Here is a 15,298-nt window from a genome sequence, read left to right as displayed (position 1 = left end):
ATGTTACACGGGTTTAGGGAAAACAGATGCGCACGTTTGTTCGCTTGTATATACTGGAAAAGCCCCTTATCAAAGATAAGGAGCTAAACTCCAAGTCCAGATGCGGACATTGGCCAGAATTGGGCATCCACCTTCCCGACAACTTGTTCAATCGGGATGAAGCCAAAAGAGCGGCTATCAAGGCTGTCCCTTCGATTATCACCCATTACGAACAGCATTCCTTCGGGCACTGTCGTTCTCCCGGTAACGTCTTTCAACGTGAAATCATACGTCAGCTGACCATCGACATCATCCTTATACGTTTCCAGATAATGCTCCGGTCTGTATTCACCGTTTACAAACAGTCTGTCATTTCTAACTTCCACTGCATCCCCTGGCATTCCAATGACACGTTTCACATAATCCTCATCCTCTGTTGCGTGAAAAACGATGACATCAAAACGCTGGATACTATCTGCGTCGTTCATGAACTTGTTCACCATCAGGAAGTTACCGTCCTGCAAGGTCGGCTCCATTGACTCCCCTTCCACTCGATAATCCGCAAAGATTAATTCTCTGGAACAGAAGATCAAAAGCACGATGCCGGCAAACAAGAAGAAAAACTTCCAACGTTTTTTCTTTTTCATGCGCCTTCCCCCGGTGTAAGTGTTTTGCAACACTTTACCCCGGCTTGAATAGCTTTAATCCTTATGTGACTGCTCCTGCTTTCCGTTCTTCTTCTTCAATCTTCCTTCTACGTATTTACCTACCGTCCAGAATAGGATGATTGCAACAGCTACAACCACCGTCTTAATCGGATTTTCTGCAAAGGAAGTCAAACTTTCACCGACGTATGCAATAGAGAAGATCATCAGCGCTTTCCCGAGAAATACCGCCAAAGCGAATTGCTGCACACTGATTCTCGATAATCCTGCGACCACATTGATGATAGCCGAGGGCGAAAATGGAAAGCATAAAAGAATGAATAATGGACCAAAACCATGACGATCCAGCCATTCAGTTATTCGCTTTACTTGTTTGTTATGCCGCAGCCAATTGATTATACGTGTATGTCGGTACCGCCGTATCAGCCAGAACACAGTGATTGCTCCAAGCGACGTACCAATCCACGAATATAGGAAGCCCCATAGCAGGCCGTACGCCACAGTGTTCGTCAGTACGAAGACAACAAGCGGCAGAAACGGCAGGAAAGCTTCCAAGTAAGGAAGCAAAATGCCGGGTATAGGACCCAGATTCTCATATCGATCAAGCAGGGACTTCACATAATCGTCCCATGTTCCATTGCGGAACATTTCCATCAAATCGTTCCATCCAAAGCCTAAGACCATCTAACCATTCTCCTATTCCCAGCAAAAACATCTTTTTACTATTCTAAACGAAAAGCCCAAGCATGCAAAGTCTGACAGGATTATCCCTTCTTTTCCTGCATTTGGTTAGTATTTTTTTGAAAATTACCTGTAATATCCTGTTTTCACTTTGCATACAATAGGGTATACTAGAACATACGTTCGTACTAGGAGGAAAGGCATATGCGTTGTCTTAGTGAGTCGGAATATAAGCTGGGGTCCCGCTTTCTATTTCTATCAATGGCCATTGTTGTCCTGCAGCAGGATATCCGGATTGTAGAAGAAGGAAAGCATAAGATAAAGGCGCATCTGTTACATACATTACAATCGATGGAGAAGCGTGCATTGGAGGAACGACAACAGCTGCGCATTCAGCTTCGTCAGCATAATTTGCAGGTTGTTACAGCAGAGAAAAACGACGCCTTCACCACTTTCCTGTTCATCACGAAGGAGTGTGAGGAAAAGCGGAATTATTTCAATCCAGCGATTCGGAAGAAAGTCGAGGCAATCCTGATGGAGCTTACACAAAAGGCTCCGCAATCTGATCCCCGCCATACTTCCACAAATGCCTGATTCGCTTATCCAGCAGGAATCTGTATTGTGCAGTACGCTGCACCTGATTCATCATCGATCCATACGAAACATCAAGGGTAAGTGTGTAGCCATTCTTGAATATAAGGGTGGTTCGCTGATGCGGGGCGGCTTCAATCCGCTTGATGTGGGAATGAGAAATCCAGGAGCAAGCATGGGAGAGTGGTGAAGAGGTGGGAAAGAAATACATACCGCTGACAGGGTCAATCGATATCGGGGCCTTATGAGTGATACCGCATATGTCTTTCACACCTGCCTGTCTTCCTTTTAAACTGCTTCCATAAAACTTGCAGGCCAAATCAATGAATCTGCTCGGAGGGGTGCGAAAGGTAAAACTATCTTCTGTCTCGATTACCTCACAGCCTGGCTGACCGTTTTCGAGGAGCTTCGGAAGTACAGCCATTGTAAGCGGCGTAAGTTCTGCCATGGTTGGATTTTGTTCTATCTGCTGCATCTTAAAACATCCTTTCTGATGCAGGAAAAGAGGGATTGATTCTACAATAGCAAAATTTCAGGCATGAAAATAGGAGAACTCTGTTTTCTTAATAGAAATCTTACAAAAACAGGTAGAACTCATGCTTCTACCTGTTTTCTTGATAAGATTCTATTGTTTCGATACGCTCCTGGTTAGATGGATGCGTGGAACGCAGCCATTCAAATAGCGGCCAAGGATTCGGATCGCCTTTTGAGACCTGCTGCATATTCCGGAACATGTGAATGCCTGCTTCTGTATCAGGTGCGTGTTCCAGCGCATAAGCATCTGCCTGCCGCTCCATTTCTCGCGACACATAAAGTGAAACAGGCTCGCTCGCAAATTGCAGCGTGCTAAGGATAAGCAGGAAGAGTGGTACTGCTCTCAGCTGATGAGCACTTATCTGTCTTTTAGCCAATAACTTATCTGATAATTTTTTAGTTACCCAAAGGAGGACAAATCCTAGAACCAGAAAACCAGCTGTCCCCCAATACACATGATGCAGCACATAATGACCGATTTCATGGGCGACGATGAACAAAACCTCATCTTGGGCCAAGCCGTCGACTGTTGTATCATACAACACTACACGAGCACTGCCGAACAGTCCTGTTACATATGCATTATACGTTACTGTTTTAGCACTTTTATCTATTTCCAGAAGTGTTGCATCGGGAATTCCTGCCTCACTAGTCAGCTGCTCGATTTCCGTACGCAACTCCCCGTCAGGAAGGTGATAGAAATCTTCATAAAGCGGATCAATCCACATTGGCTGGACATAGACGATGAAAATGGCACTTGGTACAAGCAAGAACCAAAGAAGCATCCACCAGTTTTTTCGGAATCTTTTCATTAGATACTGCGATATCAAAACAACTGCTGTGACAGCCAAATAAAAGAGAAATAAGCTTAGTACGTATTCCCCTGCCCAATCCCCGAAATTCTGGACACTGATCTGCGCTTGACGCGCATTCCAATAACCCGCAAACCGGAATGGAAGCTGAACAATACCGTATACGATAGTCAATAAAAACATATAGCCAGCAGTTGCAAAGAGTTTGGGCAGTCGTTTTTCCATGCTAGCAGCTATTTTCTGCAGCTTATCGTTCTTCCAAACAACATAAAGAAATAACGGCAATAACGGCAGCCTGGAAAAATAGACTGCATGACCGATACTTGCATATGTGCTTACATCCGCATTCCATTCTGTATAGATGAATGGAAAGAAAATCCAGATAGCTAAAAGATAGATAATATAAGCAAGAAGCACCCGTTTCATCCGATTCCTCCTTCTGAAAAAAAGAGACGGCCCGAAGGTCGTCTCATAGATAATCAGTACATAAGATCAATAAAGTCATCTTTCTCGATCTTACCTAGGTAATGGCTCACATTCACATCCGCCAGCGCTTGCTGAATCGACTCGCGCTCATAACGGACACCTTTCAGTTTTTCCTCGAGTTCACCGACTTCGCCGACACCGAAGTAGTCACCGAAGACACGGATCTGCTCGATGATTCCGTTCTTTACATCCAGGCGGATATCAACATTGCCTGATGGGAATTTATGTGTTTGCTGGATATTGAAGCTAGGTGATTTACCGTAGTTCCACTCCCACTTCTGATATCGTTCTTCGCTGATTTTGTGGATTGCTTTCCAATCCTCTTCTGTCAGCTTGTAACGGGGTACATCCTTCGTATCTTCCACATCGAAGATATAACGAAGCAGGATATCCTTGAATTCTTCCATAGGAATTTTATTTTCCATGAACTCCGAAATATTCGCTACACGGCTGCGAATAGATTTGATTCCTTTGGATTCGATTTTCTCCTTCTTCACCTTCAAAGCTGATACAACATGTTCGATTTCCGAATCATACATCAGTGTTCCATGACTGAACATCAAACCGCGTGTGGAGAATTGCGCATTCCCGGAAATTTTGCGTTCACCGACAAGCAAGTCATTCCGCCCCTTCAATTCTGCTGGTACACCAAGCTTGTTCAATGCATCCGTAACCGGCTTAGTGAATTTGGCGAAATCCTGGAAGCTGTTACCGTCGTCCTGTGTGATAAAGCTGAAATTCAAATTACCCATGTCATGGTATACAGCTCCGCCTCCGGATAAGCGGCGTACGACCTTGATGCCATTATCGTCTACGTACTTTGTATTGATTTCTTCAATCGTGTTCTGATTCCGGCCGATGATGATGGATGGTTCATTGATATAGAAAAGCAAATATGTATCGTCTTTGCCGAAATTTTTCAGGACATACTCCTCGATCGCAAGGTTAATCCTCGGATCTGTAATACCTTCATTATCGATAAAACGCAAAATAAAGACCCCCAGTGTCAGAAATTGTTTATCCTAGTAATATTCTACCGAATCCTCAGCATGATAGCAATTCAGACAAATGGGAAGGTATTACCCTTCCCATGTCAGCCCTTCATATGCGAGCTTTACTTCTCCGCTGTATACGCTGCTTGCTTCCTCCAACAGCTGCCTGTGTTCTCCAAAATGCGGCAGATGACTGAGGAAGAGATTTTTCACACCTGCCCGCTCCGCAATGCCGCCTACCTGCAGACTGTTCATATGACCGGCAGATTCCCCATCCTGATGCTGATAGAAATTGCAATCGGTGATAAGCAGATCTGCATCCTTGCTGAACTCCGCCCATTCCTCTAAGTAACTGGAATCAGCTGTATAAACAATGTCGGAAAAACCATCTGAAATCCGCATACCATAGCAGGGCACTGGATGCTTCGTTTTCATGAAAGTGATCACGAAAGGACCTATGCTAAGAATTTCATCCTGCTTATAGGCAATCCCCTCGGTGAATTTATGTTTTAAGCTCTGGAAGCCTGCATCGTCCTCTTCATGGCCATAAATAGGCAGCACATCATCTGTTCCTTTCAAGCTGTTTTGTACTTGCCAAACATGCTGCAAAGCACCAATGTCCGCTATGTGATCAGGATGATAATGACTTACGACAACCGCATTCAATTCCTTCGGATCAATGAAAGCTGGCATCCGTGATAACGCACCGCTTCCGCAATCCAGCAGCAGAGCATATCCTTCCTTCTCCACTAAATAGCAAGAGCTGGCACTTTCCCTGCCTGGATAAGCTCCCCAAAATCCTATAACTGTCAATTTCATACTTTCTAACACCTCTCCTTCTATTGTTTACCTTTACCGAATTCCTTGCATGTAAACCACATAATCTTTAAGGAGTGCTCCCCTTAGGGGCTGGTCTCCTTTATGCATATATGACATAATATAACAAAAAGAGAGAAAAACGCATGTGGGGGTATATAACTTGAGACCAGAATTGACTCGTATGACGAATGCAGATGATTTTCTAGATTATTATTGGCTGAAAGTAGAACTTGTCCAATTCTGCCGTGAGAATGAATTGCCTGTCTCTGGATCCAAAATGGAGATTACAGCAAGAATTGAAAGCTTCCTGCGGAATGGTCTCATTGAAAAACCAAAACAGAAACAATCACGCAGGAGAAAGAAATCCAATGAACCGCTCAGCCGTTCTACCATTATTACAGAAGACCATCGCTGCAGCCAGGAAGTACGAGCATTTTTCAAGCAGGAAATTGGAGAACATTTTCATTTCTCTACTTACATACAAGACTATTTTCGTGCAAACATTGGTAAAACATACGAAGATGCTATTAATGCGTGGCATAAAGAAGAAAATCGCAAGCAAGATCCTGCTTACAGGAAAGATATTGCCCCTCAGTTTGAGTATAATCGATTTATTCGTGAATTTTTCTCCAATCCTATAAACAAAGGAAAGACACGCAGCCAAGCTGTCGAAGCATGGAACAAGAAGAAAAGCAAGCCTTATTCCCATAGTACCTGACTGCTCCAAGAATGATAACTGCTTCCATAATATCTGAAATAACAAGGTACAAAAAAAGCTTCTCCCTTAGGAGAAGCTTTTTTCACGCAAGTAAGCAAGTACGTTTTGTACGGCTTGTTCGCCGCTATCGATACAATCCGGAATACCGATTCCATCATAGGAACCACCCGCAAGGAATAGACCAGGAAGGTGAATCGCCATATTGGCGCGCACATCAGCAACACGCTGCAGATGGCCGACTACGTATTGCGGCATTGCTTTTTTCCAGCGGCTGACCACGGAAAAGAGCGGCTTGCTTTTTATCTTCATAATTTTATTCAAGTCTTTTAAAGCGATCCGGACGATTTCCTCATCAGACAAATCCACTATGCCGCTGTCATCTGGTCTGCCGACATAGCAGCGGAGCATGACTTTGCCTTCAGGAGTGGTGCCTTCCCACTTTTTATGCGTCCATGTGCATGCTGTAATCCGGTACTTACTGTTGCGGGAGATAACAAAGCCTGTACCATCGATATCTTTCTTGATGGCAGAAGCATCGAATGTCATCGCTACCGTTGCAACAGATGTCGCCTTCATCTCTTTCAGCTGCTCCATGAAATCATATTGACTCAGCATACGCTGAACTGCAAAGAAAGGCGAAGCAAGTACTGCGGCGTCCGCTCGGAATACCTCTCCGTTGCCTAGCAGCAGATGATAATGATCTTCTTTTCGTTCGATATGATCCACACTTGTTTCTAAATGGACAGTGCCTGGATCAAGCTTTGCTTCCAAACCTTCCACCAATGATTGCAGCCCGTTCTTCAAGGAAAGAAATGCGCCTGGAGGCTTCACATCTTTCTTTTGTTTCGGCGGCTTCGGCATCGTCGCCTGCAATCCTTTGATCACACTTCCATACTGCTGTTCTACTTCATAGAACTTTGGATATGTGGCCATCAAACTTAATTCATCAATTTCACCTGCATAGACACCGGACAAAAGCGGTTCGAGCACATTCTCTACCAATTCATCACCGAAGCGCCGGCGGAAGAATAATCCCATGGATTGGTCTTGAGCTTCTTTTCCTTTCGGCAGCATCGGTTCAACACTGATTCGAGCTTTCGCTTTAGTGGAAAGAAGACGCGATTGATAAAATGGCTTTAATTCTGTCGGTACACCCATAAAGGCACGTTTCGGCATTTTATGTAGCTTCTTGCCCGCTAAAATGTAGGATTGTCCTGTATTGTTTCGGACGAGATCCTTTTCCATGCCAATGTCATGTATCACACGGGATGCGGACTCCTTACGTGCTAAGAAGGAATCAGGGCCGCGTTCAATCACGAATCCATCTTTTTTCAGCGTGTCGATCTTTCCGCCAAGATGGCTGGAGGCTTCAAACAGCATCACTTCATAATCCAGACGGTATGCACGGATCTGCTTCTGAAGATAATAAGCGGTTGTCAGGCCGGCAATACCGCCCCCGACGATCGCGATCTGTTTTTTTTCAGCCATGGCGCTCAACTCGTGCCTGCTGCTCCAATACCACCTTCGCCAATGTATCGATGAACTGCTGGTCCGTGTTCGGCATTGCCGGACGGTAGTATTTTGCGCCTAATTCGTCACAAACGACCTTACATTCATAGTCATTATCATACAATACTTCCAAATGGTCCGCGATGAAGCCTACTGGTGCATATACGAAGGAACGATAGCCCTTTTTCTCGTAAAGCTCGCGAGTAAGATCCTGTACATCCGGTCCAAGCCATGGATCAGGAGTATTACCTTCACTCTGCCAGCCAAGCTCAACGTTTTTGATACCAGTCTGTTCCTGAATCAAATCAGCTGTACGTTTCAGCTGATCCGGGTACGGATCACCATTTTGAAGGATTTTTTCCGGAAGACTGTGCGCAGATACGATCAGCGCTGCTTTATCACGCTCTTCTTTGTCCATGCCAGCAAAGATCTCTGAAATATTATCTGACCAGTATTTGATAAAGCCTGGTTCGTCGTACCAGCTTTCTACAGACGTAATTTGAAGATTACCAGCTTCTGCAGCGGCTTTATGAGCACGCTCGTTGTAGGATTTCACACTGAATGTGCTGTAATGTGGTGCCAATACGAGTGAAATAGCTTCTGTAATACCGTCTTTTGCCATTTCGGCAACACCATCTTCAATGGAAGGCTCAATATGCTTCAAACCAAGATAAGCCTTGAATTCGATAGCTTCCTGAGAGTTGTTCAAAGCTGTTTCGATAGCATCAGCTTGTTCCTGTGTAATACGCGCAAGCGGGGAAATTCCGCCGATTGCTTTATAACGGCTAGTCAAATCCTCCAGCATTTCCGGTGTAGGCTTTCGTCCGTGCCGGATATCTGTATAATAACGTTCGATGTCTTCTTCTTTATAAGGCGTGCCGTACGCCATAACTAATAAACCAACTTTTTTCTTTGTCATGTCTTACACCTCGGGTCATAAAATTGAGTTTTGTTTAGCGGAATACGAATGGATGAAGGAAGTCAGCTTCTTCAGCACACTAGGGCTTATTTCCGGTGTCACACCGTGGCCAAGGTTAAACACATGCGGTCCAGCTTCCCGGCCCTGATCCAAAATCGATTTAGCCCTTTCTTCCAGCACCTTCCAGTCACTAGTCAGGAATGCTGGGTCGAGATTGCCTTGAAGCGTCTTCGTGATGCCTTTTTCTCTTGCTTCCTTAATAGATAGTCTCCAGTCAAGCCCGATGACATCTACCGGCAGATCATTCCATTCCATGATCAGGTGACTAGCTCCTACACCGAATAGGATGAGCGGAACTTTTGTATCACGCAGTTCATTGAAAATACGTTCCATTGTCGGCTTGATGTACATACGGTAATCTGCTGCATTCAATGCCCCTACCCATGAGTCAAAAATCTGAATGGCTGATGCTCCGGCTGCCACTTGTGCTTTTGCATAAGTGATGGATACCTCCGCAAGCTTATCCATCAGTGCGAACCATGCAGCAGGGTCACTGTACATAAGCGATTTAGTCTTATGGTAGTTTTTGGATGGTCCGCCTTCGATCATGTAGCTAGCCAATGTGAACGGCGCACCAGAAAAACCGATCAGCGGTACTTCCAGCTGTTCCTCTGTCAGGAGCTTGATCGTATCCAGAATGTATGGGACGTCACGCTTTGGATCCAGGGTTCCAAGCTTCTCCACATCATGAATGCTGCTGATAGGGTTGGCGATCACTGGACCGATTCCTGACTTGATATCGACATCCACGCCAATGCCTGGCAGTGGTGTCATGATATCTTTATATAAAATAGCTGCATCGACATCATACTGTTCGACTGGCAGTCGCGTCACATAAGCTGCAAGCTCAGGCTGATGCGTTATTTCAAACAGGGAATATTTCTCTTTAAGCTCGCGATATTCTTTTTGCGATCTCCCGGCTTGGCGCATATACCATACTGGCGTATAATCCGTTGCTTCTCCACGAAATGCACGCAGTATTGTATCGTTTTTGATGTTAGGCATAATCGTTCTCCTTCGTCTCCTCATTATCCGTTCCAACTATACGAAATTTCATGAGCATTTGTATAGCATTTGACTCATAAAATCCCCATTTTTTAATGAATTGTGTCAGAGTCGTGAAAATCGTCAGAATCCGAAACCGGATAGGACTGTATGGTTGGATTCAGCACCGCTTTCATCTGTCAGCGGGTTGAATGGAACTACATAATAGGATGTATCTTTCAGCGGATTGACTTTATCCACTGTAAAGGACCCTTTTCCTTGTACTTCACCGATTTTCTCTGCTCCATTGTCTGTTTCTTTGTAAATATGATAGATGATTCGCTTGTCTTCGCTCGCTGTCCAAGTCAAATCAGCATTGACGATCCGCAGGCCGCCGAAACCATATGAAATCGAAGCATCTGTAATGGTCGGCAATTCAACCGGACCACCGATATCCTCTGCATTTTCCGGCTTTTCGAAGCTCGTGGACATTGTCCTATATTGGGAAACTTGGCGCAAAATCGATTTCGTCAGAGCAGTAGGCATCGAACTGCCGCTCTCCAGATAGTTTTCATCGTTTGTTTTGTCATACCCCATCCAGCTTACCGCGACATATTCCGGTGTGTATCCGGCAAACCAAGCATCCTTATCTGCATTATCCACTGTCGGATGCTGCGTCGTTCCCGTCTTACCAGCCAAGGCACCATAATAAGTACCAGCCGTACCGGTACCGCCGGTGATGACTCCTTGCAGCATACGTGTCATATCCCAGGCAGTCTGTTCCGAGAATACATCTTCTGTTTGAGGTTCTGCCTTGAAGGCTGCTTCCCCGTTGCGGTCATAAATCGCGTTGATGGACTGTGATTCGATCCATTGGCCCTCATGGGCGAACGTACGGAATCCCTCCGCGACTTGCAGCGGTGTCAGTCCTTTCTTCAAGCCGCCAAGGGCAATCGATAGACCTTTATCCTCCGGCAGGTCGATGTGCATCTTCTCCAAATACGATTTGCTTGTTTTGATACCGATTTGATCAAGCAGCCAAACAGCTGTCGTATTCTTCGATTCTTGCACGGCTTCATACATCGTTATATCTCCCTCATACTGATCGTTATGGTTAGATACCGTGTAGTCATCATCGTAAGTCTTCTTCTCATCCGGCAGCTCACTATACGCATTGTAATCTCCTGTATCCAATGCTGGTCCATACACCGCAAGCGGCTTCATCACAGAGCCTGGCTGTCTCTGGACTGTCACACGGTTTATGTCGCCGTATTGGAACTCACGCGCCCCCACAGCTGCGACGATTTTACCGGAATTTTGATCAAGCATGACAAAGGCCCCTTCAATGCTATCGGTCGAGCCATCGAAATACGTATCATCCTGCATTGTATTATAAGCTGTGCGTTGGATATCTTCATCCACATTCACTACGATGCGGTAACCGCCAGTACGCAGATTTTCCAGAGATAAATCATATTTCTCCTCCGCTTCTTCTGCTACCAAATCAATATAGCTTTCGATCCAAGGACGCTCTTGCTCTTCTTCAGGCTCAGTCACACCAAGTTCTTCCGCCTGCGCAGCTTCCTTCTCTTCGGCTGTAATGTAGCCCTGTTCTTCCATCTCGTCCAGCACGAGATTACGTCTTTCCTTCGCCAGATCAGGGTTATTATTCGGCGAGTACGTATTCGGTGCTTTTGACAGAGCTGCAAGCATCGCACTTTCCGAAAGTGTCAGATCGCTTGCGCTTTTATTGAAGTAATAATTCGCAGCTGACTCTATTCCATAAAGACCATGAGCAAAATAAATTTCATTCAGATAATATTCGAGGATCTGCTTTTTCGTGTAATGCCTCTCCAAGTATATAGCAGCCATCGCTTCCTTCGCTTTCCGGGTAAAGGTCTTATCATTTTTGAAGAAGAGATTTTTGGCGGTTTGCTGTGTAATCGTACTTCCGCCCTCCACTTTGCTCATCGCCAGAATGTCACGGTACAAAGCTCGCGCAGTCGCTCGAAGGTCGATGCCATGATGACTGTAGAACCGGGCGTCTTCTATGGAAACAAAAGCGTTTTTCACATGTTCGGAAATCTCATCGAATTTGACAGGCTCCCGGTTTTCTTCATAGAATTCCGCTATGACTTCCCCATCCTGGTTCTCAACTGTCGAAGCAGCTTTCAATGTCAGATCATCTTTATCGATAACGAGTCTTCCTCCGAAAAATAACAGGATATAGGCAGCGGTCATTCCTGCCAATATGATACCCGCCACGAGAAGATATAGAGTCTTCCGCCGCATCCGTATGTGCTGCTTATGTTCTGATCGTTTCATAACGTTTCTTTCACCTCTAACGTATCCCCATGTTCATTCTATATCCTATATTATACGACAAAAAATGCCATTTACCCATCTTTCTATCGAATGGAGTCCTAGCTTGCATTGCACAATACGTAATTGCTACACTGACTTTAACATACTGCCAGGAGGTTGAATACAAATGATCGTACACTTCACCAATGGTACTACTGAATTTCTTCGCCAGCTAAAGGCGAAAGATAAAGCAAAAATCTGGGTGTTCGAAGGAGCAGAGGGAGCCCTCGCTTATACAGAAGAACCAAATGCTGCTAAATTCACGGCGCCGCGAACCTATGAACAGGTAACGGGCACAGGCAGCCTTCCAGATGAAGGTTATATCGCCATCAACAATATTCCGGTCACAGACGAAGGCCGGCCGATCTTTGAGGATGTATTCAAACGCAGAGCCGGCAAAATAGAGCAAACTCCCGGTTTCAAAGCGCTCCGGGTGCTTCGTCCTCAAGAGGGAAACACGTATCTAGTGCTGACAGCATGGGAATCCAAACAGCACTTCGAGGATTGGAAGAAATCAGAAGCTTTTCAGCATGCTCATAAAAAAGATGCCGACCAGCCGAAAAAGCCGCCATTCAGTGGCGGACCAGCATATGTCACCACCTACCAAATCGACAACGAATAAAAAAAGGGCCTGTCCAATTACACGGACAGGCCCTTTTTTTCAGCTATATCAATAAGAGCGCACTTTTTCTCTTTTTCCAAGCTTATGCTGCAGCCATTTATATAACAAAATCCAAATGACCAGAAAGATCATTCCGTACGCAAATCCGGCCAGTACATCAGTCAAATAGTGGACACGGAGAACATACCGGCTAAAGCCAACCAGCAGGACGATAATAGCTGCTATGCATGCAGCTATATACCGCTGGCTGCTTTTAAGGTAATGCCAAAGGAAATACAGGATGATGCCATATGTAATAAAGGACACCATGGAATGGCCCGATGGGAAACTGAATCCCTCACCATCCACTAATGCCAGAATCGTCGGGCGCTCCCTCTCTACCAATTGTTTAATAAGGAAATTGAATTGATAACCTAAAGCGGTAGCCGTAAATACAATACCTGCTCCAATAAGATCTCGTTTACCAATAGCTAAGAATAAACCAAATAAAAATGCGAGCACGCCCAGAACAATGCTCGAACCAAGCTCTGTAATCCAACGGAATACTTCATACCAAAATGTGCCCTGCAATGATTCCGCAAATGGAGCTGTCCATTGATCCAGCAGCGGATCTGTGTGGAGTCTGACATCAATCGTGAATATAGTTGCTGCGATAATCGCAATTGTAAATAGCAGTATGTATCTTTTTCTATTCGTGAGTTCCATCTTGTCACCTCTGATTGATTGTACTATGGTACTTGTTTAGAAAACAAATACCTGGGGAATATACCTTACTAGATAGCCAATCAGAAAGGATGATAAACATGGCAGACAATGTTAGAAAAATCAAGGACGACTCTCAACTACAGGAACTTATTGATGGCTTGAACGTAGACTTGGCAAATGAATATGCCGCTTCCATCATGTATACAACATACAGCTCAGCTGTTTCAGGCCTATATCGTGCGTATTTGAAACCATTTTTCGAGGATGAAATCACGGATGAAATCGGGCATGCAAAATATTTAGCAGATAAGATTGTAACACTCGGCGGCGTGCCAACCACTGTTCCAGCTGAAGTACCATATCACACCGATATAAAGAAAATGCTAACAGAAGCACGCGATGCAGAACAGGATACGATCGACCGTTATGAAAAACGCAGAAAGCAGGCTGAAGATCTTAACTTGACAGAGCTGGCCACCAAGCTGGAAGATCTGATTGCTGATGAAACAAACCACCGCGACGAGCTCAACCGTCTTTTGAGCGACTCCCGCCTATCCTAAAGTTCAAACCCATAACCATTGGTTATGGGTTTTCCTATGCATTTTTCTGAATAAATCAATAATTATTAATAGGAAATGTGCTATACTGGTCTTATTTCATATGAATAAGGAGGCTGGTGCAGCATGCTAGCGAAATTTTTCACCAAAATCGATGAACTGTATGATGATATGGTTACTACAAGAAGATACCTTCATCAGCATCCAGAACTGTCCTTTAAAGAAGAAAAGACAGCTGCATATATTGCTAATACATACGAGGAACTTGGTATTCCCTACGAAAAGAACGTTGGAGGTAATGGTGTAGTAGCCACTCTCAAAGGCGGAAAGCCCGGTAAGAAGATTGCCTTGCGTGCAGATTTTGATGCATTGCCAATCCAAGAAGAAAATGATGTACCTTACAAATCTACAGTACCGAATGTTATGCATGCATGCGGTCATGATGGACATACAGCTACTCTGCTTGGCATCGCCAAAGCAGCCAAAGCATTGCAGGACGAGTTACCAGGAACGCTTGTTTTCGTCCACCAGCATGCAGAAGAATATGCACCAGGCGGAGCAAAGCCGATTATTGAAACTGGTATCCTAGATGACGTGGATGCCGTGTTCGGAACCCACCTCTGGTCGAACACGCCGCTTGGCACAATTGAAACAGCGGATAAAGAATTCATGGCAGGAGCAGATCGATTTGAAATTGAAATCATCGGTAAAGGCGGTCATGGTGCTCAGCCGCACCAGACAAAGGATGCCGTGCTTATCGGATCTCAAGTCGTAACAGCGCTTCAGCAAATTATCAGCCGCCGCTTGGATCCATTGTCAACAGCTGTTATCACCGTCGGTACTTTCGAGGCTGGCGCAGCTTTCAATGTAGTTGCCGGAACAGCCAAGCTTACTGGTACAGTCCGTACATTTGACACTGCGGTGCAGGAACAGATCAAAGTGGAAATCGAGAATGTACTGAAAGGTATTACAACCGCTAACGGCGCAAGCTATAAATATGACTATATCGAAGGATACCCGCCAGTAATCAACCATCCAGCCGAAGCTCAATTGGTACTGGATGCTTCGAAACAAGTCGAAGAAGTCAAGGAAGCCAACAAGGTACTGCCTACGATGACTGGTGAGGATTTCTCTTATTATCTGCACAACAAACCAGGAGCTTTCTTCTTTACCGGTGCTAAGAAAGAAGATCATTATTATCCGCACCACCATCCGAAATTCGACTTTGATGAAAGAGCAATGAGCATTGCTGCCAAGACATTACTCAGCACTTGCATTGCTTACCAATGAAAAAAAGATCA

Annotated in this window: 16 protein-coding genes; 5 read left to right on the top strand and 11 right to left on the bottom strand. The window is 44.9% G+C overall.

The window, feature by feature from the left end:
• Positions 1-83: 83 nt before the first annotated feature.
• Together lepB and ACH6C1_RS12375 are read right to left on the bottom strand one after the other, a co-directional pair.
• Positions 84-626 carry a signal peptidase I gene (gene lepB, locus ACH6C1_RS12380; RefSeq protein ID WP_095219494.1) on the bottom strand — a complete coding sequence of 181 codons (543 nt, stop codon included), beginning with the start codon at positions 624-626 and terminating at the stop codon, positions 84-86.
• A 54-nt stretch (positions 627-680) separates the two neighbouring features.
• The gene (locus ACH6C1_RS12375) at positions 681-1,328 is read right to left on the bottom strand and encodes a TVP38/TMEM64 family protein (protein ID WP_095219495.1); all 648 of its coding nucleotides are present in this window, start codon (positions 1,326-1,328) and stop codon (positions 681-683) included.
• A 201-nt stretch (positions 1,329-1,529) separates the two neighbouring features.
• Between ACH6C1_RS12375 and ACH6C1_RS12370 the strand changes: the two genes are divergently transcribed.
• Positions 1,530-1,919: a YhjD family protein gene (locus ACH6C1_RS12370; protein ID WP_095219496.1), complete on the top strand. Its 390-nt coding sequence runs from the start codon at positions 1,530-1,532 to the stop codon at positions 1,917-1,919.
• On the opposite strand, the gene ACH6C1_RS12365 is transcribed toward ACH6C1_RS12370, so the two are convergent.
• The 4 genes from ACH6C1_RS12365 to ACH6C1_RS12350 all read right to left on the bottom strand — a co-directional run bounded on the left by ACH6C1_RS12365 (position 1,867) and on the right by ACH6C1_RS12350 (position 5,559).
• Entirely contained in the window at positions 1,867-2,391 is a 525-nt protein-coding gene (locus ACH6C1_RS12365; protein ID WP_095219497.1) for a competence protein ComK, read from the bottom strand. The genes ACH6C1_RS12370 and ACH6C1_RS12365 overlap by 53 nt on opposite strands.
• Positions 2,392-2,518: 127 nt before the next feature.
• Complete coding sequence (locus tag ACH6C1_RS12360) at positions 2,519-3,688, bottom strand: M48 family metalloprotease (RefSeq protein ID WP_374077479.1); 1,170 nt, start codon at positions 3,686-3,688, stop codon at positions 2,519-2,521.
• Between the two features lie 53 nt (positions 3,689-3,741).
• On the bottom strand, positions 3,742-4,737 hold the full coding sequence (lplA, locus tag ACH6C1_RS12355) for a lipoate--protein ligase (protein WP_366249264.1): 996 nt from the start codon (positions 4,735-4,737) through the stop codon (positions 3,742-3,744).
• 90 nt (positions 4,738-4,827) lie between these two features.
• On the bottom strand, positions 4,828-5,559 hold the full coding sequence (locus ACH6C1_RS12350; RefSeq protein WP_374077476.1) for an MBL fold metallo-hydrolase: 732 nt from the start codon (positions 5,557-5,559) through the stop codon (positions 4,828-4,830).
• 160 nt (positions 5,560-5,719) lie between these two features.
• Here ACH6C1_RS12350 and ACH6C1_RS12345 point away from each other — a divergent pair, with 160 nt between their 5' ends.
• On the top strand, positions 5,720-6,277 hold the full coding sequence (locus tag ACH6C1_RS12345) for a DUF6434 domain-containing protein (RefSeq protein WP_374077474.1): 558 nt from the start codon (positions 5,720-5,722) through the stop codon (positions 6,275-6,277).
• Positions 6,278-6,343: 66 nt separating this feature from the next.
• Here the strand turns inward: ACH6C1_RS12345 and hemY are convergent, their stop codons facing one another.
• The 4 genes from hemY to ACH6C1_RS12325 all read right to left on the bottom strand — a co-directional run bounded on the left by hemY (position 6,344) and on the right by ACH6C1_RS12325 (position 12,074).
• Positions 6,344-7,765 (bottom strand): protoporphyrinogen oxidase, encoded by a 1,422-nt coding sequence (gene hemY, locus ACH6C1_RS12340; RefSeq protein ID WP_374077472.1) that lies wholly within the window; start codon positions 7,763-7,765, stop codon positions 6,344-6,346.
• Complete coding sequence (gene hemH / locus ACH6C1_RS12335) at positions 7,758-8,705, bottom strand: ferrochelatase (RefSeq protein WP_095223769.1); 948 nt, start codon at positions 8,703-8,705, stop codon at positions 7,758-7,760. Before hemH ends, hemY begins: the two co-directional genes overlap by 8 nt.
• A gap of 15 nt (positions 8,706-8,720) precedes the next feature.
• Positions 8,721-9,770: a uroporphyrinogen decarboxylase gene (gene hemE, locus ACH6C1_RS12330; RefSeq protein WP_095223768.1), complete on the bottom strand. Its 1,050-nt coding sequence runs from the start codon at positions 9,768-9,770 to the stop codon at positions 8,721-8,723.
• A 123-nt stretch (positions 9,771-9,893) separates the two neighbouring features.
• On the bottom strand, positions 9,894-12,074 hold the full coding sequence (locus tag ACH6C1_RS12325; RefSeq protein WP_374077469.1) for a transglycosylase domain-containing protein: 2,181 nt from the start codon (positions 12,072-12,074) through the stop codon (positions 9,894-9,896).
• A gap of 166 nt (positions 12,075-12,240) precedes the next feature.
• On the opposite strand from ACH6C1_RS12325, the gene ACH6C1_RS12320 reads away from it, so the two are divergent.
• Positions 12,241-12,735 carry an antibiotic biosynthesis monooxygenase family protein gene (locus ACH6C1_RS12320; RefSeq protein WP_374077467.1) on the top strand — a complete coding sequence of 165 codons (495 nt, stop codon included), beginning with the start codon at positions 12,241-12,243 and terminating at the stop codon, positions 12,733-12,735.
• A gap of 48 nt (positions 12,736-12,783) precedes the next feature.
• Here ACH6C1_RS12320 and ACH6C1_RS12315 read toward each other — a convergent pair whose 3' ends face one another.
• Positions 12,784-13,440, bottom strand: a complete 657-nt coding sequence (locus ACH6C1_RS12315) for a phosphatase PAP2 family protein (RefSeq protein WP_374077465.1) — start codon at positions 13,438-13,440, stop codon at positions 12,784-12,786.
• 98 nt (positions 13,441-13,538) lie between these two features.
• Between ACH6C1_RS12315 and ACH6C1_RS12310 the strand changes: the two genes are divergently transcribed.
• Complete coding sequence (locus ACH6C1_RS12310; protein WP_374077463.1) at positions 13,539-14,000, top strand: ferritin-like domain-containing protein; 462 nt, start codon at positions 13,539-13,541, stop codon at positions 13,998-14,000.
• A 123-nt stretch (positions 14,001-14,123) separates the two neighbouring features.
• Entirely contained in the window at positions 14,124-15,287 is a 1,164-nt protein-coding gene (locus tag ACH6C1_RS12305) for a M20 family metallopeptidase (RefSeq protein ID WP_374077461.1), read from the top strand.
• The last annotated feature ends 11 nt before the right edge of the window (positions 15,288-15,298 follow it).

Origin of the sequence: Terribacillus sp. JSM ZJ617 (genome assembly GCF_044383785.1) — a bacterium.
GTDB lineage: Bacteria > Bacillota > Bacilli > Bacillales > Amphibacillaceae > Terribacillus.
This window is presented reverse-complemented; position numbering and strand designations above follow the sequence as displayed.